Annotated in this window: 21 protein-coding genes; 18 read left to right on the top strand and 3 right to left on the bottom strand. The window is 51.4% G+C overall.

Going from position 1 to position 24,266, the window contains the following annotated elements; translation table 11 throughout:
- Positions 1-188: 188 nt before the first annotated feature.
- Entirely contained in the window at positions 189-1,826 is a 1,638-nt protein-coding gene (locus B2Q61_RS17720) for a CTP synthase (protein WP_290620901.1), read from the top strand.
- 59 nt (positions 1,827-1,885) lie between these two features.
- Positions 1,886-3,178: a phosphopyruvate hydratase gene (eno, locus tag B2Q61_RS17715; protein WP_290620902.1), complete on the top strand. Its 1,293-nt coding sequence runs from the start codon at positions 1,886-1,888 to the stop codon at positions 3,176-3,178.
- 70 nt (positions 3,179-3,248) lie between these two features.
- Here the strand turns inward: eno and B2Q61_RS17710 are convergent, their stop codons facing one another.
- The gene (locus B2Q61_RS17710; RefSeq protein ID WP_290620904.1) at positions 3,249-3,767 is read right to left on the bottom strand and encodes a DUF1569 domain-containing protein; all 519 of its coding nucleotides are present in this window, start codon (positions 3,765-3,767) and stop codon (positions 3,249-3,251) included.
- Between the two features lie 106 nt (positions 3,768-3,873).
- Here B2Q61_RS17710 and B2Q61_RS17705 point away from each other — a divergent pair, with 106 nt between their 5' ends.
- From B2Q61_RS17705 to B2Q61_RS17655, 11 genes are all read left to right on the top strand, one after another.
- Positions 3,874-4,533 carry a hypothetical protein gene (locus B2Q61_RS17705; RefSeq protein ID WP_290620906.1) on the top strand — a complete coding sequence of 220 codons (660 nt, stop codon included), beginning with the start codon at positions 3,874-3,876 and terminating at the stop codon, positions 4,531-4,533.
- 101 nt (positions 4,534-4,634) lie between these two features.
- Positions 4,635-4,940 (top strand): cell division protein FtsB, encoded by a 306-nt coding sequence (ftsB, locus tag B2Q61_RS17700; RefSeq protein WP_290620908.1) that lies wholly within the window; start codon positions 4,635-4,637, stop codon positions 4,938-4,940.
- The gene (gene ispD / locus B2Q61_RS17695; RefSeq protein ID WP_290620910.1) at positions 4,937-5,707 is read left to right on the top strand and encodes a 2-C-methyl-D-erythritol 4-phosphate cytidylyltransferase; all 771 of its coding nucleotides are present in this window, start codon (positions 4,937-4,939) and stop codon (positions 5,705-5,707) included. The genes ftsB and ispD overlap by 4 nt, the downstream gene beginning before the upstream one ends.
- Entirely contained in the window at positions 5,704-6,186 is a 483-nt protein-coding gene (gene ispF, locus B2Q61_RS17690) for a 2-C-methyl-D-erythritol 2,4-cyclodiphosphate synthase (RefSeq protein ID WP_290620912.1), read from the top strand. Before ispD ends, ispF begins: the two co-directional genes overlap by 4 nt.
- Positions 6,183-7,241: a tRNA pseudouridine(13) synthase TruD gene (gene truD / locus B2Q61_RS17685; RefSeq protein WP_290620914.1), complete on the top strand. Its 1,059-nt coding sequence runs from the start codon at positions 6,183-6,185 to the stop codon at positions 7,239-7,241. The genes ispF and truD overlap by 4 nt, the downstream gene beginning before the upstream one ends.
- A gap of 23 nt (positions 7,242-7,264) precedes the next feature.
- Positions 7,265-8,017 (top strand): 5'/3'-nucleotidase SurE, encoded by a 753-nt coding sequence (gene surE, locus B2Q61_RS17680; protein ID WP_290620916.1) that lies wholly within the window; start codon positions 7,265-7,267, stop codon positions 8,015-8,017.
- A gap of 1 nt (position 8,018) precedes the next feature.
- Positions 8,019-8,657, top strand: a complete 639-nt coding sequence (locus B2Q61_RS17675) for a protein-L-isoaspartate(D-aspartate) O-methyltransferase (RefSeq protein WP_290620918.1) — start codon at positions 8,019-8,021, stop codon at positions 8,655-8,657.
- A 29-nt stretch (positions 8,658-8,686) separates the two neighbouring features.
- On the top strand, positions 8,687-9,583 hold the full coding sequence (locus B2Q61_RS17670; protein ID WP_290620919.1) for a DUF368 domain-containing protein: 897 nt from the start codon (positions 8,687-8,689) through the stop codon (positions 9,581-9,583).
- 54 nt (positions 9,584-9,637) lie between these two features.
- A complete protein-coding gene (locus B2Q61_RS17665) occupies positions 9,638-10,501 on the top strand; it encodes a peptidoglycan DD-metalloendopeptidase family protein (protein WP_290620921.1) in 864 nt (287 codons plus the stop codon).
- A gap of 163 nt (positions 10,502-10,664) precedes the next feature.
- The gene (gene rpoS / locus B2Q61_RS17660) at positions 10,665-11,666 is read left to right on the top strand and encodes an RNA polymerase sigma factor RpoS (RefSeq protein WP_290620923.1); all 1,002 of its coding nucleotides are present in this window, start codon (positions 10,665-10,667) and stop codon (positions 11,664-11,666) included.
- A gap of 224 nt (positions 11,667-11,890) precedes the next feature.
- Positions 11,891-14,590 (top strand): M14 family metallopeptidase, encoded by a 2,700-nt coding sequence (locus B2Q61_RS17655; protein ID WP_290620925.1) that lies wholly within the window; start codon positions 11,891-11,893, stop codon positions 14,588-14,590.
- 24 nt (positions 14,591-14,614) lie between these two features.
- On the opposite strand, the gene B2Q61_RS17650 is transcribed toward B2Q61_RS17655, so the two are convergent.
- Positions 14,615-15,784, bottom strand: coding sequence for a benzoate/H(+) symporter BenE family transporter (locus B2Q61_RS17650; RefSeq protein WP_290620927.1), 1,170 nt, complete (start codon positions 15,782-15,784; stop codon positions 14,615-14,617).
- Positions 15,784-18,384: a DNA mismatch repair protein MutS gene (gene mutS / locus B2Q61_RS17645; RefSeq protein WP_290620929.1), complete on the bottom strand. Its 2,601-nt coding sequence runs from the start codon at positions 18,382-18,384 to the stop codon at positions 15,784-15,786. Before mutS ends, B2Q61_RS17650 begins: the two co-directional genes overlap by 1 nt.
- A gap of 32 nt (positions 18,385-18,416) precedes the next feature.
- On the opposite strand from mutS, the gene B2Q61_RS17640 reads away from it, so the two are divergent.
- The 5 genes from B2Q61_RS17640 to B2Q61_RS17620 all read left to right on the top strand — a co-directional run bounded on the left by B2Q61_RS17640 (position 18,417) and on the right by B2Q61_RS17620 (position 24,258).
- The gene (locus B2Q61_RS17640) at positions 18,417-18,917 is read left to right on the top strand and encodes a nicotinamide-nucleotide amidohydrolase family protein (protein WP_290620931.1); all 501 of its coding nucleotides are present in this window, start codon (positions 18,417-18,419) and stop codon (positions 18,915-18,917) included.
- Positions 18,918-18,969: 52 nt separating this feature from the next.
- On the top strand, positions 18,970-20,013 hold the full coding sequence (gene recA, locus B2Q61_RS17635; RefSeq protein WP_290611357.1) for a recombinase RecA: 1,044 nt from the start codon (positions 18,970-18,972) through the stop codon (positions 20,011-20,013).
- Positions 20,014-20,326: 313 nt separating this feature from the next.
- Positions 20,327-22,933: a hypothetical protein gene (locus tag B2Q61_RS17630; protein WP_290620933.1), complete on the top strand. Its 2,607-nt coding sequence runs from the start codon at positions 20,327-20,329 to the stop codon at positions 22,931-22,933.
- Positions 22,934-23,647: a hypothetical protein gene (locus tag B2Q61_RS17625; RefSeq protein WP_290620935.1), complete on the top strand. Its 714-nt coding sequence runs from the start codon at positions 22,934-22,936 to the stop codon at positions 23,645-23,647.
- Positions 23,617-24,258: an outer membrane beta-barrel domain-containing protein gene (locus B2Q61_RS17620; protein WP_290620937.1), complete on the top strand. Its 642-nt coding sequence runs from the start codon at positions 23,617-23,619 to the stop codon at positions 24,256-24,258. The genes B2Q61_RS17625 and B2Q61_RS17620 overlap by 31 nt, the downstream gene beginning before the upstream one ends.
- Positions 24,259-24,266: the final 8 nt, after the last annotated feature.

The raw sequence follows: 24,266 nt of genomic DNA, 5'->3' as shown, positions 1-24,266 counted from the left end.
TTACTAGCAGATTAATTCATCTTGGTCTGCAGCTTTACATTGAGTGGCCGCCAAGCCTTTGCTATACTTTCCGCCCGTCCTGATACCAATTCTTGCACACCCGTAGTAGCTCAGTGCTTAGCCGCTGGCAGCCCGGTATTGTTGCATTGTTGGTATTTTCTATTGATTAACATTGTCTCAGGGGTCTCATGACTACAAGATATATCTTTGTGACGGGTGGCGTGGTTTCCTCCTTAGGTAAAGGCATTGCAGCTGCGTCGCTGGCCGCGATTCTGGAAGCGCGTGGTTTAAAGGTTACCATCCTCAAATTAGACCCCTATATCAACGTTGATCCGGGCACAATGAGCCCCATTCAGCACGGTGAAGTCTTTGTCACCGAAGATGGTGCTGAAACTGATTTAGACCTTGGCCACTACGAGCGTTTTATCCGCACTAAAATGACCAAGTTGAATAACTTTACCCAGGGCCGTATTTACGCCGAAGTGCTGCGCAAAGAGCGCCGTGGTGATTACTTAGGCGCCACCATTCAGGTTATTCCGCACATTACCAACGAAATCAAAAATCGGGTGGTGCGCGGCGCTGAGGGTTACGATATTGCTATTGTTGAAATTGGTGGCACCGTCGGTGATATAGAATCACTGCCCTTTTTAGAGGCAATCCGGCAACTGGGTACTGAAGTGGGCCGCGAGCGCACGTTATATATGCACCTGACGCTGGTGCCTTACCTGGGCACCGCCGGTGAAATTAAAACCAAACCAACCCAGCATTCAGTAAAAGAGCTGCGCTCGATAGGGATCCAGCCCGATATTCTGGTCTGCCGCTCTGACCGGGCAATTCCGGCTAATGAGCGTGCTAAAATCGCACTGTTTACCAACGTAGAAGAAAAAGCGGTTATTTCCTTAAAAGACGTCTCGAGTATTTATCAGATCCCGGCCTTGTTAAAATCGCAAAGCCTGGACGATTTAGTTTGCCGGCGTTTTTATATTGAAGCTCCGGAAGCCGATTTAGTGGAATGGGAGCAGGTGCTGTATCAGGAGTCGAACCCGATGGGCGAGATCACCATTGGTATGGTGGGAAAATATGTTGAGTTACCCGATGCGTATAAGTCAGTTAATGAGGCATTAGGCCATGCCGGTCTGAAAAACCGGGTAACGGTTAATATTAAATACATTGATTCGCAAGACGTTGAAAGTAAAGGCGTGGCTATGTTGGCCGGGTTAGATGGCATTCTGGTGCCAGGTGGCTTTGGCGAGCGTGGTGTTGAAGGCAAAATAGTGGCCGCCCAGCATGCCCGTGAACAGGGCATTCCTTACCTGGGTATTTGTCTTGGGCTGCAGGTGGCGTTGATCGAATACGCCCGCAATGTTGCCGGAATGGCGGGAGCGCACTCTACCGAATTTAATCAAGCCACGGCATATCCGGTGGTGGGGTTAATTACCGAGTGGCTGGATGCAGCCGGCTCAGTAGAAACCCGTAGCGATGAGTCTGATTTGGGCGGCACTATGCGCCTGGGCAGCCAGAATTGTAATCTTGTTGAAAACACCAAAGCCCGTGAGATTTATGGCAAAGCAGTTATTCAGGAACGGCATCGTCACCGTTACGAAGTGAATAACAACTTACGGCCAAAATTAGAAGAGGCTGGGTTAGTGGTATCGGGGTTGTCTGCTGATAATCAACTGGTTGAAATGATAGAAATTCCGTCTCACCCGTTTTTTGTGGCCGGCCAGTTTCACCCGGAGTTTAACTCTACCCCACGTGATGGTCACCCGCTGTTTCAGGCATTTGTCGCTGCGGCGTACAAATTTCAGAAAAAGCAACGCGTATAACTTTTGCTAAGCCGGGTGAGTAACCCGGTTTTTTCGTTTTAGAACAGGGGATTTATAGCATGTCTGAGATTGTAAAAATTGTCGCCCGTGAAATTATGGACTCGCGTGGCAACCCAACGGTTGAAGCCGATGTGTATTTAGCCAGCGGCGCGATGGGCCGGGGCTGTGCGCCATCGGGTGCCTCTACCGGTTCACGGGAAGCGTTAGAGCTGCGTGACGGTGATAAAAGCCGTTACTTAGGTAAAGGCGTGACCAAGGCGGTCGCCAATATTGATGGCGCTATTCAAGCTGCGTTAACTGGCAAAAATGCCTACAAGCAAGCTGAGATTGATCAGATCATGATCGATTTAGACGGCACCGAGACCAAAAGCAAGCTGGGCGCCAATGCCATTCTGGCCGTGTCTTTAGCGGTCGCCCGCGCTGCAGCAGCAGATAAAAAAATTCCATTGTATCAACATATTGCAGAGCTAAATGGCACCCCAGGTGTTTACAGTATGCCCGTGCCGATGATGAATATTATCAACGGTGGTGAGCATGCCGATAACAACGTAGACATTCAGGAATTTATGGTGCAGCCGGTAGGCGCCAAAACCTTTGCCGAAGCGCTTAGAATGGGTGCGGAAATTTTCCATAGCCTGAAAAAAGAGCTGCAAAAGCGTGGCCTGAACACCGCAGTGGGTGATGAAGGCGGTTTTGCACCGGATTTAAAATCAAACGAAGAAGCATTGACCGTTATTGTTGAAGCGGTAAAAGCGGCCGGCTATGAAATGAACAAAGACGTGACGCTGGCACTGGATTGTGCCGCCACTGAGTTTTATAAAGACGGTAAATACGTGTTAGGTGGCGAGAACAAAAGCTTTGATTCATTTGGCTTTAATGACTATTTAGCCGGTTTAACCCAGCGTTATCCTATCGTGTCGATTGAAGATGGCCTGGACGAAAGTGACTGGGACGGCTGGCAGGATTTAACCAATAAAATTGGCAGCAAAGTGCAGCTGGTTGGTGATGATTTGTTTGTTACCAACACCAAAATTTTAAGCCGCGGTATCGAGCAGGGTATTGCTAACTCAATTTTAATTAAGTTTAACCAGATCGGCTCGTTAACCGAAACTCTGGCTGCAATTAAAATGGCTAAAGATGCTGGCTTTACTGCGGTTATCTCGCACCGTAGTGGCGAAACCGAAGATGCCTTTATCGCTGATTTAGCGGTAGGCACCGCCGCCGGCCAGATTAAAACCGGTTCGCTGTGTCGCTCAGACCGGGTAGCTAAGTATAACCAGTTACTGCGCATTGAGCAGGAGCTGGGTACTAAAGCGCCTTATAAAGGCCGCAGCGAAATTAAAGGCCAGTAACGTCTGAGCCTGATGACGACAATACCCAAAGCCACCGTCAGGTGGCTTTGTTGTTTAAGTCTTATTGATATCAGCCAATACTGATTTGGGCTAAATGGCTCTGCAAATGCAGGTAATGTACGCTGTAATATTGCGCTTTGGTCAGGCTGCCAAAGGCAAAATGCGGCTGCAGAGCGCCTTGCCAGTCCATAAATTGCTGCACAGTGTAGATCAGTTCCCGCAGGGCAACGTCGTTAGGCAGGTTGGGTTCCAGCGCAGGGGCACCGGGAATAGCTTCATCCAAAGGGTGGTGCAGTTTACCTGTTGCAGCAAACGCATTGATCGCCAATTTACCTGCAGTGTATTGAAAAAAGGGCGAGTGGGCCTCGGGATAACCATAAATAGAATAGCTGACGCTTTGGGCGCAATGCTGCAAAACCTGGCTGGGGTTCCAGTTACCACTGCTCGTTAGGCGATCTGCTGGCAGCGCTTTTAATTGCACCAGAATGTCTGATAGCGGATAAGGTCGCAGGGTGGCGACCAGCTTAGCGCCCAGCACTAACGCGACAGGTGTCAGCAGGCTGGCTTTTATAAATTGACGGCGTTTCATAAGCTAGCGTTATAACTCATTTTTTAAAACGGTAAACTAGCATTTTTTGTGCGCTGAGCGCCACTTTTGCTTTTACAAGCGCCAGCTGATTGGCTAACATCAGCGAATGATAGAGCCTTACAGCAACCAGCCCCATTTCTGGCAGGTGTCCAGCGATAACCAGACGTATACCGAGCTATGTAACGCTTTATACGAACGCGAGCTATTACGCCTGGCGAATATGAACCCGGATCAGCTGCCGTTGTTGCAAAAGAGGCTGGCCGCGTTGCCGTTTTATATCCGCCGTGCTGCGGCCAACATTGTAACCTATCGCAGTGAATTACAGCTCGATAGCCAGAATGCATCCTGGTTTCACAAACAGCTCGGTCGCTGTCCGGCGCGCAAGCAACAGGCCGATCCTATCGCTAACTTTTACCAGAAAGCGGCTAAACCCGGCTTGATCGTGCCGGTGTATAATGAGCAGCTGACCCTGGAGCAGATTGTGCTTGATAGCGTGGATGAGGTGGATAGCGTAGGTGAGCGCTTACATTGTAACGAGCATGGCTGGTTTAGTTTTAACGGCACGCCGCTGCAACATGACAACGTCAGTAAATTTTTACTCAAGCCAAACAAAGCGATTATAACTGCCGCCAGCTGTGGTCATCAGTGGTTAAATAATGCCAAAAAAGCACCCAGAGTATTGAGTTTACGAGAATTATTGTTAACCAGTCGTTTAAACTGGCAAAATTTTGCCAAACCTTATCAGGCGGTCCGCGGCCTGAAATAACCCTGCAATGCATAATAATTGTTACCATGGCAGCAATTAGGGCTTTGCAGCGCCGGTGCAAGCCAGCATAATAAAGCTATTACTTCACCAGAAACTGGCTTATGCGACTGCTTATTGGAATATTGCTGATCCTTTTTTGCCTGCTGCAATACCGTTTATGGTTTGGTCAGTATAGTGTGACCGACTATTTGCAACGGCTGGACGAAATTGCCACCCAGCGTGCCAGCAATCAGGAACTGCAAAAGCGCAACCGGATGTTGCTGGCGGATGTGACAGATTTACAGCAAGGGTTAGAAGCAATAGAAGAGCGGGCCCGCAACGAATTAGGGTTGATTGGCGAACATGAAGTGTTTTTCCGGATAGTGCAAACCGAAGGACAACAGGATACGACAAAGGGTAAGCCATGAGCGCGTTGCCTGAAATGGCCATTGCCGCCGTAATACCCGCCGCCGGCGTTGGCAAAAGGATGCAGACGAACATCCCCAAACAATATTTAACCCTCAATGATAAAACGATTCTGCAACATAGTGTCGAGCGGATAAGCCGTCACCCCCAGATTAGCGCGTTGTGGCTGGCGCTTGATAGTGCGGACCCGTACTTTGACACCACCCCGGTAGCTGATAGCGCGATTAACCGGGTTTCAGGCGGCAGCGAGCGGGTGCACTCGGTACGTAATGCCCTCGCGCAAATTGACGCTGTCCGCTACCCCTGGGTATTAGTGCATGATGCCGCCAGGCCTCTGGTGCGACAGGTTGATATCAGCAAGCTGATTGCGTGTTGCTACCACGCCGGCCACGGCGGCATTCTGGCCAGTCCGGTGCGTGATACCATGAAGCGCGGTAATGCGGGACCTGCTGATACCCTTGTTGTTGCAACCGTTGAACGTGAACAATTATGGCATGCGCTGACCCCGCAATTGTTTCCCACCGCGCTATTGCGTGAGGCAATAACAGGCGCGCTTGCCGCGGGCGTTACTCTGACTGACGAAGCTTCTGCAATGGAATGGGCGGGCCAGAGGGTGTTGTTAGTAGAGGGCATGGCCGACAATATTAAAATAACCCGCCCGGCTGATTTAACCCTGGCGGCATATTTTTTAAAGCAACAAGATCTGGAGCAACACGATTTAGCAGCACCGCAGCTGGCACCACAACATCTGGAGTACCCAACAACATGAATTTTCGGATAGGTCATGGTTTTGATGTCCATGCATTTGGTGGCCCCGGCCCGGTAATACTATCGGGCGTTAAAATTGATTATGCAAAAGGCTTAGTGGCACACTCTGACGGTGATGTCGTCTTGCACGCAGTGGCAGATGCGATACTGGGCGCGCTGGGGTTGGGTGACATTGGTCATCATTTCCCGGATAACGATGCCAGCTATCAAGGGATTGATAGCCGTATTCTGCTTCGGCAGGTATTTACTGCGGCAACCAACGCGGGTTATCAATTAAATAATCTGGATATAACGATAATGGCGCAGGCTCCTAAAATTGCTCCCCATATCAACGCAATGCGCCAGTGTCTGGCCAGCGATTTAGCCGCTGAAGTGCAGCAGATAAATGTTAAAGCGACGACTACCGAGCAGTTGGGTTTTGTTGGTCGTAAAGAAGGTATTGCAGCAGAAGCGGTTGTGCTGTTGGTTAAGCAGCAATGAGCGAATTACCCGCACCTACCTTACCACAGTGGCAGTATTTGTATGGTAAACCTGCTATCACTGCCACTATCCGCAGTACGCCGGAACATTTTATTGTTGATGAGCAGCTGAATTTTCAGCCCAGCGGCAGCGGTGAACATTTGCTGTTACAGATTGAAAAGCGGGGCCAGAATACGCAATACATTGCCAGGCAGTTAGCCCGGCTAACCGGTTTACGGATGCGAGATATCAGCTATGCCGGTTTAAAGGATCGCCATGCCGTGACCCGGCAGTGGTTTTGTTTTAAATGGCCAATAAAACAAGAGCTGGCCTGGCAGCAGTGGCAGCTTGAAGATAGCAGGATATTGCAAGCGGTGCGTCATTATCGCAAATTGCGCTTAGGTGCCTTAAAAGCCAATCATTTTCAAATAACCCTTACCGAGGTTAGCGAGCCAGAAGCGCTGGTCGCCCGTATGCAGCTGATTGCAGCCGGCGTGCCTAATTATTATGGTGAACAACGTTTTGGTCGCGGCGGTGGTAATCTGACCCTGGCCAATGATTTGTTTGCCGGTGAGCGGATAGCAGATCGGCAAATCCGCGGGCTGGCATTGTCCGCCAGCCGCTCTTTTTTATTTAATACGGTATTGTCTGCACGGCTTGAACAAGGTTTATTTAATCAGGTGCTGGACGGTGATATTCTGCAGTTAGATGGTACCGGTTCAATTTTTCAGGTAGAACATGCTGATGACATCTTACAACAACGGCTGCGCGATGGTGATGTGCATCCCACCGCACCGTTAGTGGGAATGGATGGCGCTGTGGTAAGCCAGCAGGCAGCAGCGCTGGAACAGCAAGCGCTGGCGGCGCATCAGCAGTGGTGTCAGGGCCTGACAGAATACCGGCTGCAAGGGGCACGGCGCAGTATCCGGTTAGTGCCGCAACAACTCAGTGCAGCAGTAACCGGCGACAGTGTTACCCTGAATTTTGCCTTGCCGGCCGGTTGTTTTGCGACCAGTGTGCTGCGAGAATTAGCGTGTTATCGTGATGGCAGTCGGCCACTGAGCGATATGGCGTAACCCCGGCTTTGAATGGAGTAAAGATGCGAATTTTACTAAGTAATGACGACGGCGTTTATGCTAAAGGCATTCAGGTGTTGCAACAGGCATTATCCGACATTGCCGAGGTTACCACCGTCGGCCCGGATCGAAATTGCAGTGGTGCCAGTAATTCATTAACGCTACTTAATCCGCTGCGTACTCAAACCTTAGATAACGGTTTTATTGCCGTTAATGGTACGCCAACGGATTGCGTCCATCTGGCGATTAGTCAGCTGCTGGATTTTACCCCTGATTTAGTAGTTGCAGGCATTAATCATGGCGCTAACCTGGGCGATGACGTGCTTTATTCAGGCACTGTTGCTGCCGCAACCGAGGGCCGCCATCTGGGGTTGCCGGCGATTGCGGTGTCACTGGCCGGGCGTGAAGAGCAGCATTTTCTGACTGCGGCTCATGTTACGGTAGAGGTGATAAAAAAGCTGAAGTCGCATCCGTTGCCAGCGGATCAAATTCTGAATATTAATGTACCGGCTATTGCCCTTGATGAATTAAAAGGCATTATGGTCACCAGGCTGGGGCGACGCCACAAAGCAGAAACCATGAGCAGTGATACCGACCCGTGGGGACGGAAAATATATTGGTATGGGTCATTAGGGCCTGAACTTGATGCCGGTGAAGGCACTGACTTTTATGCCATAGCAAATGGTTATGCTTCTGTTACGCCGCTGCATGTCGATATGTCAGCATACAAAAGTATGGATACATTGAAAGATTGGTTAGCGGGGATCAAGTTGTAATATGGCAGTAGCAACAGCGCGAAGTGCCGCGGTATTAGCACAAAAATTGCGAACTGAAGGCATCAGCGACCATGAGGTATTGCAAGCCGTCTCTCAGGTGCCCCGTCATCTGTTTGTCGAAGCAGTATTAGCGCATAAAGCCTATGAAAATACCGCCCTGCCGATTGGTCAGGGCCAGACGATTTCCCAACCCTATATCGTGGCCAGAATGACCGAGCTTTTGCTGCAGGGCAAAGCACCGGGCAAAGTACTGGAAATAGGCACAGGTTCAGGTTATCAAACGGCAATTCTGGCGCATTTATTCAAGCATGTCTGTTCTGTTGAGCGGATCAAAGCACTGCAGTTTCAGGCGAAGCGTCGGCTGCAACAACTGGATTTACATAATGTTTCAATGAAACATGGTGACGGTTGGTTAGGTTGGCCCAGCAAAGCACCTTTTGATAGCATTATTGTCACGGCTGCTCCGACTGAAGTACCTGCTGCTTTATTGCAGCAATTGAGTGAAGGCGGCAGGCTGGTGATCCCGGTTGGCATAAAGGACCAGGTACTTCGGGTGTATCAGCGGAACGAAGATACGTTCAGCAGTACCGATATTGAAGCCGTTCGCTTTGTACCCTTGATACCCGGTGAGTTGGGTTAAGAATAAGTATTAAGGTAGTAAAACCAACCATGAAAAACTATCTACAATGGATTATTAAAGGCCTTGCTATGGGGGCAGCTGATGTTGTGCCGGGTGTTTCAGGTGGCACTCTGGCTTTTATTCTGGGTATTTACAGTCGGTTGCTGGCGGCGATCAGTGCGGTAAATATGACCGCCGTAAACCTACTGTTGCACGGCCGTTTTGCTCAGGTATGGCGGCATGTCGATGGCACTTTCCTGCTATGCCTGTTAACCGGAATTTTGCTGAGTGTTTTTTCTCTGGCAAATGTTATTGGTTATTTGCTGGAGTATCGGCCGGTGCCGCTATGGGCATTTTTTAATGGTTTGATTCTGGCGTCGTTACCGGTATTGCTTCGAAGTGTCCGCTGGTCGGCTCTGCGCCTGACGCTGTGTGGGGCAGGCGTGTTGTTTGCAGTGGCTATTGGCATGCTGGCACCGGTGCAGCTAAACCCGGCCCCCTATATGTTTTTCCTGGCCGGCGCACTGGCAATTTGTGCCATGATTTTACCCGGTATTTCCGGTGCTTTTATTTTACTGATCCTGGGCATGTATGGTCCGGTAATGCTGGCGGTAACCGAGCTACAGCTGGGTATTATTCTCTTGTTTGCCAGTGGCTGCCTGGTAGGTTTACTGAGCTTCTCAAAACTGCTGAACTGGCTGTTGCAACATCTGCATGACGCAACGCTGGCCTTGTTAATCGGGGTCGTTATCGGCGCGCTATACCGGATATGGCCATGGCAGCATGAACAGCAAATGATCAGTCCGTGGCAATATCAACACCAGGTTGGCAGCCATGATCTTTGGCTGGCAGTAGGTTCAGTGCTTGCGGGCATGATAATGATTACCCTGTTAATGAATTTAGAGCGGTTGTTTAATAACGCTGAAGCGGGAAAGGCTAAGGAGTAGCACATTATCCGGATCACCGGCCTGTGGCTGATTGCAATACTACCGGGCGTGCTGGTGACAGCACTGACTGGTTGCACCTCCAGCTCTGGTCCGGCACCGGTTACCACGCTGGAGCTCAGAGAAAACCCTTATCGTGAGCGCAACCGCGGTACCCTGGCCGCACGTCAGTATGTAGTGCAACGTGGTGATACCTTATATGCCATCGCTTTTCGGGCCGGGCTCGATGTGCGCACGTTAGCCAGCGGCAATAATATAAAGAGCCCTTATACTATTTACCCTGGTCAGGTTATCCAGCTTGACGTTACCACGGCGGTCGCGATTAAAAAGAACACCGCCGCCTCATCGCCTGCTCCAGCGACCCGTCGCCAGCCCACGCCTGCAAAACCTGCTACCAGCACACAGACGGCGCGCGCTACGAAGTCAACCCAAGCAAAATCAAATAGTTCAGCAAAAGCAGCTAAACCTGTTGCTTCGGCAAATCAAACACGTTATGTTCAGACTACACCATCTAAAAGCGGCCAAAAAACCGCGGATAATACCTCAGCTGGAAACAAGGTGCAATGGCATTGGCCAGTAAAAGGTAAGATAGTTTCTCAATTTTCCACCCGGGAGCACGGTAACAAAGGGATCGATATCGCGGGACGGGAAGGCAGTAGGATAAATGCCGCTGCAGAGGGCCTGGTGGTTTACGCCGGTAGTGCCTTACGCGGTTATGGTAATTTGATTATCATAAAACATAACGACGATTATTTAAGTGCTTATGCACATAACAAACGTATTTTGGTCGCAGAGCGACAACAGGTTGCCGCAGGGCAGCAAATCGCTGAAATGGGGACGACCGATGCGACGGATAGCCGGTTACATTTCGAAATACGTTTCCGGGGTAAGTCAGTTGACCCGATACGATACTTACCCTGAAATCGACAGAGTGTAACAATAAGCTGCCCTAATAACGTTGTCGTAATAAACAGAGATACCGTGACAATGAGACTAACCAGCAAGGTTAGCGTTTGAACACAAGTATGCAGGCAGAAAGGTAGCTTAGTCAGGCCCGACACCCGGCAGACGTGGGAGAAAGGATATGGGACTTAAGAGTGTTAAAGTTGTAGTGTCAGAAGCAGAAGTGAAAGAGGACGAGCTGACAGAGGAAGTAGCAACCCTGGACGAAGAGATGGAGCCAGATGTTGCAGAATTAGCGGGTGAAGAAGTGATACCCGATGATGTGTTTGCCAAGGATGATAGTCACAAAACCATGGATGCCACCCAAATTTACCTGGGTGAAATTGGTTTTTCTCCGCTACTGAGCGCTGAAGAAGAAGTTTATTTTTCACGTTTATCGTTAAAAGGCGATGCCGCTGCCCGCAAAAGGATGATTGAAAGTAACTTACGGTTGGTGGTGAAAATAGCCCGTCGTTATATTAACCGTGGCCTGGCATTACTGGATTTAATAGAAGAAGGTAATTTAGGGCTGATCCGGGCGGTTGAGAAGTTTGATCCGGAGCGCGGTTTTCGTTTTTCAACCTATGCCACCTGGTGGATCCGCCAGACCATAGAGCGTGCCATTATGAACCAGACCCGGACTATCCGGCTGCCGATCCATGTGGTTAAAGAACTTAATATTTATCTGCGCGCCGCCCGGGAGTTATCACAAAAGCTTGACCACGAGCCTACCCCGGAAGAAATTGCCGAAGCGCTGGATCGGCCGGTGGCTGAAGTGCGCAAAATGTTGAAACTTAACGAAAAAATAACTTCAGTTGATATGCCGGTTGCCGGTTCTTCTGAAAAGCAGTTGCTGGATGTGATTGCGGATGAAAAAGAGCAGGGACCGGAAGGCGAACTGCAGGATGAAGATATCCGCCATCACCTGGTGTTGTGGCTGGACGAATTAAACCCCAAGCAACGGGAAGTGCTGGCCCGGCGTTTTGGCCTGCTTGGCTATGAACCCTCAACTCTGGAAGATGTCGGCCATGAAATTGGCTTAACCCGGGAACGGGTGCGGCAAATTCAGGTAGAAGCACTGCGCCGCTTAAAAGAAATTGTTACCCATCAGGGGTTAAATATTGAAACCCTGTTTCAGGATTAAACACTGGTGTCATGAAAGAAGCAGGCGCCCAGGCGCCTGTTTTTTTTTGTTTGCAACCCCCTTATAACTATCAATATCCCGATCAGTAAATATCAGGATCATGTCACGTCTGGCGTAGGGTCGGCACAGTTGGTCGCAACAAGAGGCATTTTTTATTGCAACTTTGACAAAGGCCGCTTAGCGTAGGGTAATTATCTTTTGCCAAAAATAGAATGAGGCTTTTCATGTCGTTACTAAATTTCTCTGTCCTGACGACGTTATTCGGGCTGAGCGCGATGGCCAGTCAGGCAGTGCCGGTATTTCCGGACAGTGACTATCGCAACACCGTTGCTTCTGTCGAGCAGGTACTGGGTTATCCTCTGGCCAGCCGCGTTTCAGAGCCTGCGGCGATTAAGCAGTATTTTGAACAGCTGGCAGCAGCACACCCGAGCCGGATTAAACTGATACCTTATGCCAAAAGCTGGCAGGGCCGGCCGTTATTTTATGTGGTGATTGGCAGCGAGCAAAATATCAGCAGGCTGGCGGATATTCAGCAGCAGATGCAGCAACTGGCCAACCCGCAAAATATGGATGAGCGCGAGGCACAGCAGCTGATTGATAAGCTGCCTGCCAGTGTCTGGATTGGCGGTAGCTTGCACGGCAATGAAATTAGCCCGCCAGAATCAGCCATGGCGCTGGCTTATCACTTGCTTGCGGATAATAGTGCGCAAACAGCTAACCTGCTCAGCAATACCGTAGTGTACATTGACCCGTTACAAAACCCCGATGGCCGCAGCCGCTTTGTCAGTCGTTATTACGCGACGGCGGGCTTGGAACATTCGGCAGACCGGTTGTCGGCTGAACACAACGAACCGTGGCCAAATGGCCGGACGAATCACTATTTATTTGATATGAACCGTGACTGGATTTCATTAACCCAGCCGGAAACCCGTGGCCGGGTTCAGGCACTGCAGCAGGTATATCCGCTGGTATTTGTTGACTCGCATGAAATGGGCGGCGATATGGGTTATTACTTCAGCCCGGAAGCCGAGCCGTTTAATCCGCATATTCAGGCACATCAACGGCAGAGCCTGCAGTGGCTGGGCCAGAATAACGCCCGCTGGTTCGATAAGTTTGGTTATGATTATTTCACCCGGGAAATATTCGACGCTTTTTATCCGGGTTATGGTGCCAGCTGGCCGTTGTATCAGGGCAGTATCGCCATGACCTACGAGATGGCGTCGGCCCGGGGCCACAAGTATCGTAAAGCTGACGGTGAGATCTTAACCTTTGCTGATGGTGTGCAGCGTAATTTTGTTGCCTTTATGGCGACTATTGAAACGGCCAGTCAGCGGGCGCCCGAGCTACTGAAAAACTTTTACCAGTACCGCAAAGATGCCATTAAACAGGGCAGTACCGGCCCGGTGCGCAGTTTTATTTTTCCGGCAGAGCGTGATGCGGCTGGCCACAGCAAATTAAGCGCTATTCTTACCGAGCATGGCATCACTGTGGGCCGGGCAACGGAAGCGTTTAAAGCCTGTGGCGCAAGTTATCAGGCGGGCAGCTATGTGATTAACACGGCGCAGCCGACCTATCATTTAATCCGTACCTTGCTGGACGATACCGTGCCGATGGACAAGGATTTTATCGCCAGGCAAGAGCAGCGCCGGGCTAATAATCTGCCGGATCAGATATACGATGTGACGGCCTGGTCACTGCCACTGATGTATAACCTGCCGGTAGATAGCTGCAACCGGGCAGTGAGTGCGGCCACCACTGCGGTGAACAGTGAGCGGATCCTGGCGGGTAACGTAGTCAATCCGCCGGCGGATACTGATTCCCCAGAATACGGTTATATCGTACCCTGGGGCGATATGGCCGCGGCCCGCTTTGCCAGTGCCGCATTGCAGCAGGGCTTAATATTGAAAAGCAGCGATTTGCCGTTTACCCATCAGAATGGCCAGCGTTACCCTGCTGGAAGCCTGATTGTCAGCAAGGCCGATAACAGCGCGCAACTGGCTGAGCAGGTGCAACAGCTTGCAACCATGAGCGGGGCAACAGTGACGGGCATCAACAGCAGCTGGGTAACCGATGGCCCCAATTTTGGCTCTTTTAATGTTAAAACCCTGCATAAACCTAATATTGCTATGTTGTGGGATGAACCGACTAACCCGTTAAGTGCCGGCAGCGCCCGCTTTATCGTGGAGCGCAATTTAAATTATCCGGTAACGGCAATCCGGCCGGCGCAGTTAACCGGGGCTGATTTAAGTCATTACCAGGTGTTAGTGGTACCGGCGAGCAGTGGTGGCAGTTATCAGCAAGCACTGGGCGAGACAGGCCTGGCCACGTTGCGCAGCTTTGTTGAGCGCGGCGGGGTGTTAATTGCTCTGGGTAATGCCACCGATATATTGCTGGCCGGCGAAAGCCCGTTACTTAGCAGCAAGCGTGAATATAAAGTGCGCGAAGGTGAAGACAAAAAGACCGATAGTGAACAGCAAAAAGAAATGAAAGTCGCCGGCAGTATTATAAAAACCCCGGAGGAATATCAACAGTGGCTGGTACCGGAAAAGGCCGAGCCCGACTGGGTGCCCGGCTTTATTGCCCGGGCCGACGTTGATCAGCAGCACTGGCTCACTGCCGGGGTACCCGCCACGGTAAACAGCCTGTATGTTGGTAATCAGGTGTATCAGCCGCTAACCATTGCTGATGGGCGCAATGTGGTGACCTTCGCCCCGGCGGAGCAGTTACTGGCCGCGGGCTTTGTCTGGGATGAAAACCGGCAGCAAATCGCCAATAAGCCGTTAGTAATGGTGCAGGCAGTTGGCAGAGGCCAGGTGGTAAGCTTTACCCAGGAGCCCAATTTCCGGGCCTATGTCGATGGTATGCACTTACTGTATATCAATGCGATATTTCGTGGCGCAGCGCATGCCAACCCACTGCGCTAGCTAAAAGGCGTCGGGCGGCGCCAGCTAGCCGCTGGCGCTGTCTCGTTTTTGAATAAGTACCGTAACGGCGCCAGCGATTAAACCCCAGAATGCCGAGGCCAGGCCAAAGAAACTGGCACCGGAGGCGGTAACCAGTAAAGTAATTACTGCTGCGTCGCGGTACTTTGGCTCGCTGGTGGTGGTGGCCAGGTTAGCGGCTATAGTGCTAATCAGCGCCAGGCCAGCCAGTGCTGCCACCATTTCTTTGGGGAAGGCGGCAAACAGGGCGACGACGGTAGCACCGGCTAAGCCGGCCAGCAGATAACACACCCCGGCGGCAATGCCGGCAATATAGCGTTTTTCGGGCCTGGGATGCGCCTCTGTGCCGGTACAAATGGCAGCAGTTATCGCTGCCAGATTAATCGAAAAGGCACCCCAGGGCGCCAGCAACAGGGTGCTAAGCGCGGTGCTGCTGATAAGCGGAGATACCGGTGTCTGATAACCGCTGGCTCTGAGCACGGCGACCCCGGGAATATTTTGCGACGCCATGGTCACCAGTAACAGCGGCAGGCCGACACCAATTAGCGCACTTACCGAAAACTCCGGCGTTACCCATACCGGCTGCGCCAGGCTCAGAGTGACATTTGATAAATTAAGACTACCACCGAGTACCACGGTGATAACGCCGCTAAGCAGCACCAGTAAAATGGCATAGCGCGGCAGAAACACTTTAGCGGTTAAATACACCAGACACATGCTGCCAACCAGCAGCCACTGGCTTTGCATTGAACTGAATATGGCAAAACCGAACTGCAGTAAAATACCGGCTAACATGGCACTGGCCAGCGGTAGCGGGATAAGCTTAGTGAGTTTTTCAAACCAGCCGCTAATGCCGATAATCAGCCCCAATGCAGCGGTAAAGATAAACACCCCGGTAGCCTGCTCAATGGTAAGGCCCTGTAAACTGGTGGCCAGCAAAGCGGCGCCCGGGGTAGACCAGGCGGTGATCACCGGGGCTTTGTAATACCAGGACAGGCCAATACAGGTGGCCGCCATACCAATACCCAGTGCCAGCAACCAGGAAGCCATCACCTCGTTACTGGCACCGGCCGCGCTGGCCGCCTGAAACACGATTGCCACTGAGCTGGCAAAGCCAACGAGCACTGCGACAAAGCCGGCGACAACTGCTGACAGACTCAGATCTTTAACTAACATCAGGCTTCCTTGGCTTTCTTTGCATCACTGCTTAGCTGGTACAGTAAATCCAGCGCCTGACGGGCGCTGAGTTCATCAGGGTTAACGGCTGCGAGCTGATGTAACAACGGATGCAGGGCTGGCATTAGCGGCAAAGGCTGCTGCTCACCACCTGGCGTAGTTAACTGCTGCGGTGCTAACTGGGCCCGGCCTTGCTGCTCTAACTGGCTAAGTTTTTGTTTCGCCTGAGTAATGACGGTTTTGGGTACCCCGGCCAGCTGGGCGACCTGCAAGCCAAAGCTTTTACTGGCAGCGCCGTCCTGCACATGGTGCATAAACACAATATCATCACCATGCTCTACCGCATCTAAGTGAACATTCACCACGCCATCCAGGGTGCTGGCAAGTTCGGTCAGTTCAAAGTAGTGTGTGGCAAATAAGGTCAGGGCTTTAATTCGGGTGGCTAAATAATCAGCACAGGCCCAAGCCAGGCTCAAGCCATCATAAGTGCTGGTACCGCGACCAATCTCATCCATCAGCACCAGACTATGCTCAGTGGCGTGGTGCAAAATTGTCGCTGTTTCGCTCATTTCCACCATAAAAGTTGAGCGGCCTGAGGCTAAATCATCAGAGGCTCCAATCCGGGTGAAAATCCGATCAACCGGCCCTAAGATGGCTGTAGCGGCGGGCACAAAACAACCAATATACGCCATCAGGGTAATCAGCGCTGTCTGGCGCATATAAGTCGATTTACCGCCCATATTCGGTCCGGTCACCATCAGCATTCGCCGGTTGGCATTCAGACTGAGCGGGTTAGCGATAAAGGGCTCACTCAGCACCTGCTCTACCACCGGATGGCGGCCTTGTTCCAGTTCAATACCGCTCTGGCTACGTAGCACCGGCCGGCAATAGCTCAGGCTGGATGCCCGCTCGGCAAAGGTACACAATACATCCAGCTCGGCCAGGGCCTGAGCCAGTTGCTGCAACCGGCTTAAGAACGGGCTGACCCGATCAAATAACTGCTCATATAACTGCTTTTCCAGCGCCAGCGCCTGGCTTTGACTACCCAGCACCTTATCTTCATATTCCTTTAACTCGGGAATAATATAACGTTCGTTGTTTTTCAGGGTCTGGCGGCGCACATACTCCGGCGGCACTTTAGTGTCGGCGCTGCGACCGGTTTCGATGTAGTAGCCGTGCACCCGGTTAAAACCCACTTTAAGTGAGGCAATACCGGTGCGTTCGCGCTCGCGTAGCTCCAGTTGGGTTAAATAATCGGTGGCGCCGGTCGCCAATGCCCGCCAGTGATCCAGTTCACTGTTGTAACCCCCGGCAATCACGCCGCCATCACGGATCAATACCGGAGGCGCCTCGACAATTGCCGCGGTTAACAGGTGCAACAGCTCGGGCAGCGGCTGGCTATCGCGACCTATTTGTTGCAGTAATGCAGTATTAGCAAAGCTTAAATCCTGCTGCAAGACGGGTAGCTGAGCCAATGCCTGACGCAGCCTGGCAAAGTCACGCGGCCGGGCAGTGCGTAGCGCCAGGCGGGCAATAACCCGCTCAATATCGCCAATATTTTTTAAGGTCGGTTGTAAACTCTCAACATCATCGGTTAGTTCGCCAACGGTATCCAGCCGGGCATTAACCTTGGCTTGATCGCGCAGTGGCGCATGCACCCAACGCTTTAGTAAGCGCGAACCCATCGCAGTCTGATTGCGATCAAGTACCGCAGCCAGGGTGTTTTCAACGCCGCCGCTGAGATTGTGAGTCAGCTCTAAATTGCGCCGGGTAGCAGCATCGAGCACGATATAGTCTTCAGCACGCTCCAGCGCCATTGTCCGGATATGCGGCAGGCTGGCGCGTTGGGTATCTTTCACGTATTGCATCAGACAGCCCGCGGCCATCAACGCAACCGGAGCCTCCTCAACGCCAAAACTGATTAAATCTTTGGTGCCAAATTGCTGACATAGCAGCCGCCTGGCGGTTGCCAGCTCAAATTCCCACTCTGGCCGGCGACGGGCGCCTTTGCGCTGCTGACACAGCTCTGGCTCGGCAAACAGTTCAGGATAAAGGATTTCAGCCGGATTAAGCCGTTGCAACAGCGCCGCTAAATCACTGCTATTGGCCACCTGATTCACTAAGAAGCGGCCGGCACTTAAATCCAGCTGGGCCAGACCATACTGGCCACGTTGCTCACAGATTGCACAGAGTAAATTATCCTGGCGTTCGTGTAACAGTGCCTCGTCGGTTACGGTACCCGGGGTAACGATACGCACCACTTTGCGCTCAACCGGGCCTTTACTGGTCGCGGGGTCGCCAATTTGCTCACAAATCGCAATGGACTCACCCAGCTGAACCAACCGCGCCAGATACCCTTCGATAGCATGATAGGGAACGCCCGCCATCGGGATAGGTTGGCCGGCACTCTGGCCGCGTTTGGTTAAAGAGATGTCCAGCAGCGCCGCGGCCTTTTTGGCATCATCAAAAAATAACTCGTAAAAGTCACCCATCCGGTAAAACAGCAAAATATCAGGATGCTCACTTTTTAAGCCAAGATACTGCTGCATCATTGGGGTGTGACTGCTTAGGGCTTGCTCCGGTTTCTGGTCTGACGGCATAATGTAACTCTGATTTCCCTGTTGGACTGGCTATGGCACTTGCAACCGAAACTGAGCAGCTGGCTGCAGAGCTGGGTGCGTTATTATTACGAAAAAAGTGGTTTGTCACCACTGCTGAATCCTGCACTGGCGGTGGTATTGCGTACTATTTAACCGCGGTTGCCGGCAGCTCTGGCTATGTAGATCGAAGCTTTGTTACTTATAGTAATAAAGCTAAACAGCAGCTATTGGGCGTGCGCAGTGCTACTTTATTACAATTTGGCGCGGTAAGCGATGAAACAGTCAAAGAAATGGCCAGTGGGGCCGCTGCTGCAGCAAAGGCCCAGCTGGCGATTGCCGTATCTGGTATTGCCGGACCCGGCGGCGGCTCGGTTGTTAAACCGGTGGGCACCGTCTGGTTTAGTTTCTGGCTCAATGGCCAGCTTAGCAGTCAGCTGCAACATTTTAGCGGCAGCCGCGAGCAGGTGCGGCTGCAGGCCATCGATTATGCGCTTAAACACAGCATCTTATTATTGACAGCTTTGTCAAACTAGACTACTGTACGAGCATACAGTGTTTGTGCAAACCGAATTTTTGGAGTGAACGATGGACGACAATAAACAAAAAGCCCTGGGTGCAGCCCTTACTCAAATCGAACGCCAGTTTGGTAAAGGTTCTATTATGCGTCTGGGCGACAGCACGGCGCTGGACATTGCCTCGGTTTCAACCGGCTCGTTGGGGTTGGATATTGCGCTTGGCATAGGCGGTTTGCCGTATGGCCGGATTGTCGAAATTTATGGGCCTGAGTCGTCCGGTAAAACCACGTTAACCCTGCAGGTTATTGCGGAAGCCCAGAAAGCCGGTAAAACCTGTGCTTTTATCGATGCCGAACATGCGTTGGACCCGGTGTATGCCAAAAAACTGGGCGTAAAAGTCGAAGATTTGCTGGTTTCACAACCGGACACCGGTGAGCAGGCGCTGGAAATCTGTGACATGCTGGTACGTTCTGCTGCGGTGGATATCGTAGTAGTTGACTCAGTGGCCGCGTTGACACCAAAAGCGGAAATTGAAGGTGACATGGGCGACAGCCATATGGGTCTGCAAGCCCGTTTAATGTCACAGGCTCTGCGTAAGCTTACCGGTAATATTAAACGTTCGAATACCTTATGTATTTTTATTAACCAGATCCGGATGAAAATCGGGGTAATGTTTGGTAACCCGGAAACGACCACTGGCGGTAATGCTCTGAAATTCTATGCTTCAGTACGCCTGGATATTCGGCGGATTGGTTCGGTAAAAGAAGGTGATGAAATTACCGGTAACGAGACCCGGGTAAAAGTAGTGAAAAACAAAGTGGCACCGCCGTTTAAACAGGCTGAGTTTATTATTCAGTATGGCGCGGGTATTAACAAAAACGGTGAACTGATTGATTTAGGCGTGGCGCAGGGATTGGTAGATAAGTCAGGCGCCTGGTATGCCTATCAGGGCAATAAAATTGGTCAGGGTAAAGCCAATGCCATGAAGTTCCTGATTGAGAATCCGGCAATAGCCGATGAAATTGAAAAAGAACTGCGCAGCCGTTTGTTACTGAAACCGGGCGAGAAAGTGATCGAAGAAGCGATACCGGCCGAGTTTGAAGCAGATATGTAATACTTTTATACTATAAAAAAGCCAGCATTTTTGCTGGCTTTTTTGCTTTTTTGCCGTTGAAAAAACGCCAGCACAGAACAGGTAAATGTGGCGTTATCCTGTTATAAATGGTTGAGACTGCAGTTAAACCCGAAAACAGCCAAACGGTTATGGTGGTGATAAACGTCACAGTGAAGTTGCCAGCCCCCTGAACTGTAAAATTTTATCTTGCCCTGTCGTATAGCCAACGGTAATCTGATAAGCCTGTTTTTTACTTAAAAACGTTTTTTTTTAACATTGTTGTCATCGCTGTAGGTGGCCGGTACTACTCATAATGATTAAACACACTTTTCTGTTACTGGCCTGTTTATCCTGTCTGGTGGGTTGTAATGCCGATATCAGCGTACAAGACGAACCTAACGATCCGGTGGCACAGGAATATCCATTAGCATTTGTTGCCCGGCCATTGCTGGACCAGCAGGGGGAACCATATCAACCTGATCTGGTTGCCCCAGAGGCATTTAATCCCGGCGCACAGCTGTTCATTAAACAAAATGCTTTTGCCCAGTCAGCAGAGCGTGAGTTACTGGCAGACTTATTTGCCGATGCACCTTACGATGTCAAAGATCTGGCGTTATCACCCGATGGCGACACCGTATTGTTTGCACTGCGCCCGCCAGAACTTGAAGACGTAGCCGAAGAACTGCAACCGAGCTGGAGCCTGTGGCGCTACACGCGCAGTACCAATACCGTTGCACCGGTGATTGCTGACCCGCTGCTGGCCGAGCAGGGCCATGATATCAGCCCGGGATTTCTGGCCGACGGCCGGATTGTGTTCAGCTCGACCCGGCAACAGAAAGCCCGCCAAATTCTGCTGGACGAATTTAAGCCGCAATACAGCGGCTTGCATGAAGATTTACAAGGCCCGGCGTTTAACCTGCATGTGATGAATGCCGACGGTTCTGACATTGAACAAATTAGTTTCAACCTGAGTCACGACCTGTATCCGGTGGTGCTGGCTGATGGTCATATTTTATATAGTCGCTGGGACAATCAAAGCGATCGCAACATGTTTAACTGGTATCAGATGCGGCCTGATGGTTCGGCTAATCAGCTGGTATATGGCTGGCATTCCCATCAAACCGGGCCGGGAAACAGCCAGGTTGATTTTGCAAAGCCGCGGGTATTAGCCAATGGTGAGGTTGCGGCTTTGCTGCGCAATCGTGGCCAGGAGCGCTTAAATACCATGCCGGTGCAAATAGCGCTGGCACTGGCCAGTGACAACGAGCAACCGCTGTATCAGGAAGTCCTGAACTTACCCGCGCAAACGCCGTTGTTACCGTGGAATTTTGATAATTCAAGCCGGCCGGAAGCTGCGGGTCTGGTTCAGGATGTTTTTGCCTTGCGAGATGGCTCTGAAAGGTTTCTGGTGAGTTGGTCACCATGCAGGGTAGTGGTAGATGAGGCGATTACCAGTTGTAATCAACTGGATGATCCAGCAGCTTACCCTGCAGCAAGCCCGTTATTTGGTTTATGGTTATTTGATTTAGTGAAGCAAACCCAGGTGCCGGTTAAGCTTGGCACTGAACAGCAATTACTGACTGAAGCCGTGGTATTGCAGCAATACACCCGGCCGGTATTTTTACCGGCCAATCCTGACGCCGATGCTCAGTTAGCGGCAAATGGCGAAGCTATTTTAGATATTCGCAGTGTCTACGACATTGGTGGCGAAGCGACACTGCCGGTTGCCCAGTTGGCCGATCCGATGCAAACCAATGCTGCGCAAAGGCCGGTGCGTTATCTGAGTCTGGTTCGGGGCGTACCTATTCCGCCGGAAGACGTGCGCGAAGTACCCAACTTTGCGTTTGGCGTAAACCGGCGGCAGTTGATGCGTGAGCTTGTTGGCATCACCCCGGTGCAACCGGACGGCTCGGTTAGGGTTAAAGTGCCGGCGAATGTGCCATTGGCGCTGAGTTTGCTCAACAGTGAGGGCCAGGCAGTATCCCCCCAACATCAGCAGTGGATTACCCTGGCGGCCGGCGAAACGTTAAGTTGTAACGGTTGCCATGCGGCCAATAATACCCGGCCACATGGCAGGCAAAGCGGTGAATGGCCCAGTATTAATCCCGGCCCGGCTAGTGCGACAGGTTCTTTCCCTAACGCCAATCCACTATTACCCCCAAACCCAGGCGAAACGATGGCTCAGACCATGGCCCGCCTGTTAGGTGAGCCAACGCTCAGTGCCGGTTTGATTTTTGAAGATATCTGGACCGATCCGGCGCTGCGTCAGCCAGATCCGGCTGAACTGAATCAGTTTACTGATCTTGAGACTAACGCACCGATTGGCCTCGATTGTTTTGATAGCTGGCAGGCCGCCTGCCGGTTACGGATCGATTATCCGAGCCATATTCAGCCATTGTGGCAACGCGATCGCCGGCAGTTTGATCCGGTAACCAATGAATTAGTACGGGATAACACCTGTGTCAGCTGTCATAGCCGGACCGATGCAGCGGGCAATGCCACGGTGCCTGCCGTGCAACTGGAGCTGACAGATCAGGCCTCAGATATTCAGGCTGAGCAGTTTGCCAGTTATCGCGAGTTGCTTAGCAACGATAATGAGCAAGAGCTAATTGGTGGTGTGCTGGTCGATCGTTTAGTGCAAGCGGTAGACGCTAATGGCAATCCGGTATTTTTACGAGATGCTGATGGCGAACTAATCCTGGATGAAAACGGCGATCCAATCCCGGTAATGGTGACGGTAAACGTACCGGCAAGCATGCGGGCCGGTGGCGCCCGGGCCAGTCAGCGATTTTTTCAGCAATTTTCCCAGGACGGCAGCCATCTGGGGTATTTATCCGCAGCAGAGCTACGACTACTAAGCCATTGGCTGGATATGGGCGCGCAGTATTACAACTCGCCATTTGCCGTGGAGCCCGACTAAATGCGCTGGTTCGGCTTGATAATGATTTTTGTGTTAGTGGCACCGGCGCTGGCCCAACAGGTTGTAGTGCAAAAAGACTATGTAGATTTGCGCACCGGTCCTGGTCGCGGTTATCCGGTGGTTGAGGTGGCATTAAAAGACGACAGTCTGCAATTGCTGATGCAGCGCACAGGCTGGGTAAAAGTGCAGTTTCGCCAGCAGCAGTTATGGCTGGCAGCGGCAGATCTGAATTATTTATACCCGCCTGGCGCTGAGCAGAGTATCACTGCGCTGTGGCAGGCTGAGCAAAACCAGCGGCAGTGGCAGCTTGGATTAGCAGCAGGAGATTTTGCCGGCACCAGCTATTACCAGCTTAGTGGCAGTTATTTGTTTTCTGACGTTGTGGCTGTTGAACTGAGTGCTGGCCAGGGTAGCGGTCAGCAAGCCAGCAGCCAGCAATATTTGCTGCAACTGAGTGTCAGCCCATGGCCGCATTGGCAGGTGTCGCCTTATGTGGCATTAGGCGGTGGTGTGCTGTTAACCCGACCGCGTACCGTGCTGGTGCAAACAGAAGAACGTCGCAGCCCGCTGGCGACAATGGAATTTGGTTTGAACTATCCGCTGACCGAGCGGGCACAGGCAAACCTGCGCTATCGCAGAACGCTGGTCAGTACCGACCGCGATATTAACGAAGAGACGAATACATGGTTAATAGGATTACGTCTGGCGTTTTAGTCAGCGCTTTATTGTTGTTATCCCCGCTGGCTGTTGCGCAGCAAGGGAGCGACAGCACTACCAGGATTGAACCGCAAATAGCGCAATCAGACGTGATCCCGGCGCGGCTGGATACCGAAAATTTTGTGGTTGCCTTACGGGGCGGCATTTTAGCTATAGAGGACTTTGGCAGCAGTGGCCTGGCCGCCATGCAGCTGAGTTATCATATTAATGAAGATTTATATATCAGTGCCGAATATGCGATGGCCAAAGCCGGCCTGACGTCGTATGAGCGGTTAAGTGGCGCAGCGCCTTTATTAACTGACAGCGAGCGGGAATGGCTTTATTACGGTGCGGAACTCGGCTATGTGTTGCTGCCTGGCCAGGTATACCTGGGCCGTCATTATGCCGTGAATACCGGGTGGTCGTTATTTGCCGGTGCCGGCAATGTCGATTTTGCCGGAGACAAAGTATTTGCGTTTAAACTCGGTAGCCAGTTTCGGGTGTATATGACCGACTGGCTGGCGTTAGATTTAGTGGTAACCGACTATGTGTTTGAAACCACTATTTTAGCGGAAAGTAAAACGACTCATAACCTCAATGTGGCGTTGGGTCTTGCCGTCTATTTTTAACTAATGGG

Origin of the sequence: Arsukibacterium sp. UBA5043, from assembly GCA_002415085.1 — a bacterium.
Taxonomy (GTDB): domain Bacteria; phylum Pseudomonadota; class Gammaproteobacteria; order Enterobacterales; family Alteromonadaceae; genus Alishewanella.
Note: the sequence above shows the minus strand (reverse complement) of the source record. Positions and strands in the feature narration are given on the sequence as shown.

Bases quoted from the DNA above. Each gene is read 5' to 3' on its own strand.
- B2Q61_RS17650 (WP_290620927.1), bottom strand. From the start codon at position 15,784: ATGTTAGTTAAAGATCTGAGTCTGTCAGCAGTTGTCGCCGGCTTTGTC.
- rpoS (WP_290620923.1), top strand. From the start codon at position 10,665: ATGGGACTTAAGAGTGTTAAAGTTGTAGTGTCAGAAGCAGAAGTGAAA.
- eno (WP_290620902.1), top strand. From the start codon at position 1,886: ATGTCTGAGATTGTAAAAATTGTCGCCCGTGAAATTATGGACTCGCGT.
- mutS (WP_290620929.1), bottom strand. From the start codon at position 18,384: ATGCCGTCAGACCAGAAACCGGAGCAAGCCCTAAGCAGTCACACCCCA.
- ispD (WP_290620910.1), top strand. From the start codon at position 4,937: ATGAGCGCGTTGCCTGAAATGGCCATTGCCGCCGTAATACCCGCCGCC.
- B2Q61_RS17675 (WP_290620918.1), top strand. From the start codon at position 8,019: ATGGCAGTAGCAACAGCGCGAAGTGCCGCGGTATTAGCACAAAAATTG.
- B2Q61_RS17620 (WP_290620937.1), top strand. From the start codon at position 23,617: ATGGTTAATAGGATTACGTCTGGCGTTTTAGTCAGCGCTTTATTGTTG.
- B2Q61_RS17670 (WP_290620919.1), top strand. From the start codon at position 8,687: ATGAAAAACTATCTACAATGGATTATTAAAGGCCTTGCTATGGGGGCA.
- truD (WP_290620914.1), top strand. From the start codon at position 6,183: ATGAGCGAATTACCCGCACCTACCTTACCACAGTGGCAGTATTTGTAT.
- B2Q61_RS17630 (WP_290620933.1), top strand. From the start codon at position 20,327: ATGATTAAACACACTTTTCTGTTACTGGCCTGTTTATCCTGTCTGGTG.
- B2Q61_RS17705 (WP_290620906.1), top strand. From the start codon at position 3,874: ATGATAGAGCCTTACAGCAACCAGCCCCATTTCTGGCAGGTGTCCAGC.
- ispF (WP_290620912.1), top strand. From the start codon at position 5,704: ATGAATTTTCGGATAGGTCATGGTTTTGATGTCCATGCATTTGGTGGC.
- B2Q61_RS17655 (WP_290620925.1), top strand. From the start codon at position 11,891: ATGTCGTTACTAAATTTCTCTGTCCTGACGACGTTATTCGGGCTGAGC.
- recA (WP_290611357.1), top strand. From the start codon at position 18,970: ATGGACGACAATAAACAAAAAGCCCTGGGTGCAGCCCTTACTCAAATC.
- B2Q61_RS17710 (WP_290620904.1), bottom strand. From the start codon at position 3,767: ATGAAACGCCGTCAATTTATAAAAGCCAGCCTGCTGACACCTGTCGCG.
- B2Q61_RS17625 (WP_290620935.1), top strand. From the start codon at position 22,934: ATGCGCTGGTTCGGCTTGATAATGATTTTTGTGTTAGTGGCACCGGCG.
- B2Q61_RS17640 (WP_290620931.1), top strand. From the start codon at position 18,417: ATGGCACTTGCAACCGAAACTGAGCAGCTGGCTGCAGAGCTGGGTGCG.
- surE (WP_290620916.1), top strand. From the start codon at position 7,265: ATGCGAATTTTACTAAGTAATGACGACGGCGTTTATGCTAAAGGCATT.
- ftsB (WP_290620908.1), top strand. From the start codon at position 4,635: ATGCGACTGCTTATTGGAATATTGCTGATCCTTTTTTGCCTGCTGCAA.
- B2Q61_RS17720 (WP_290620901.1), top strand. From the start codon at position 189: ATGACTACAAGATATATCTTTGTGACGGGTGGCGTGGTTTCCTCCTTA.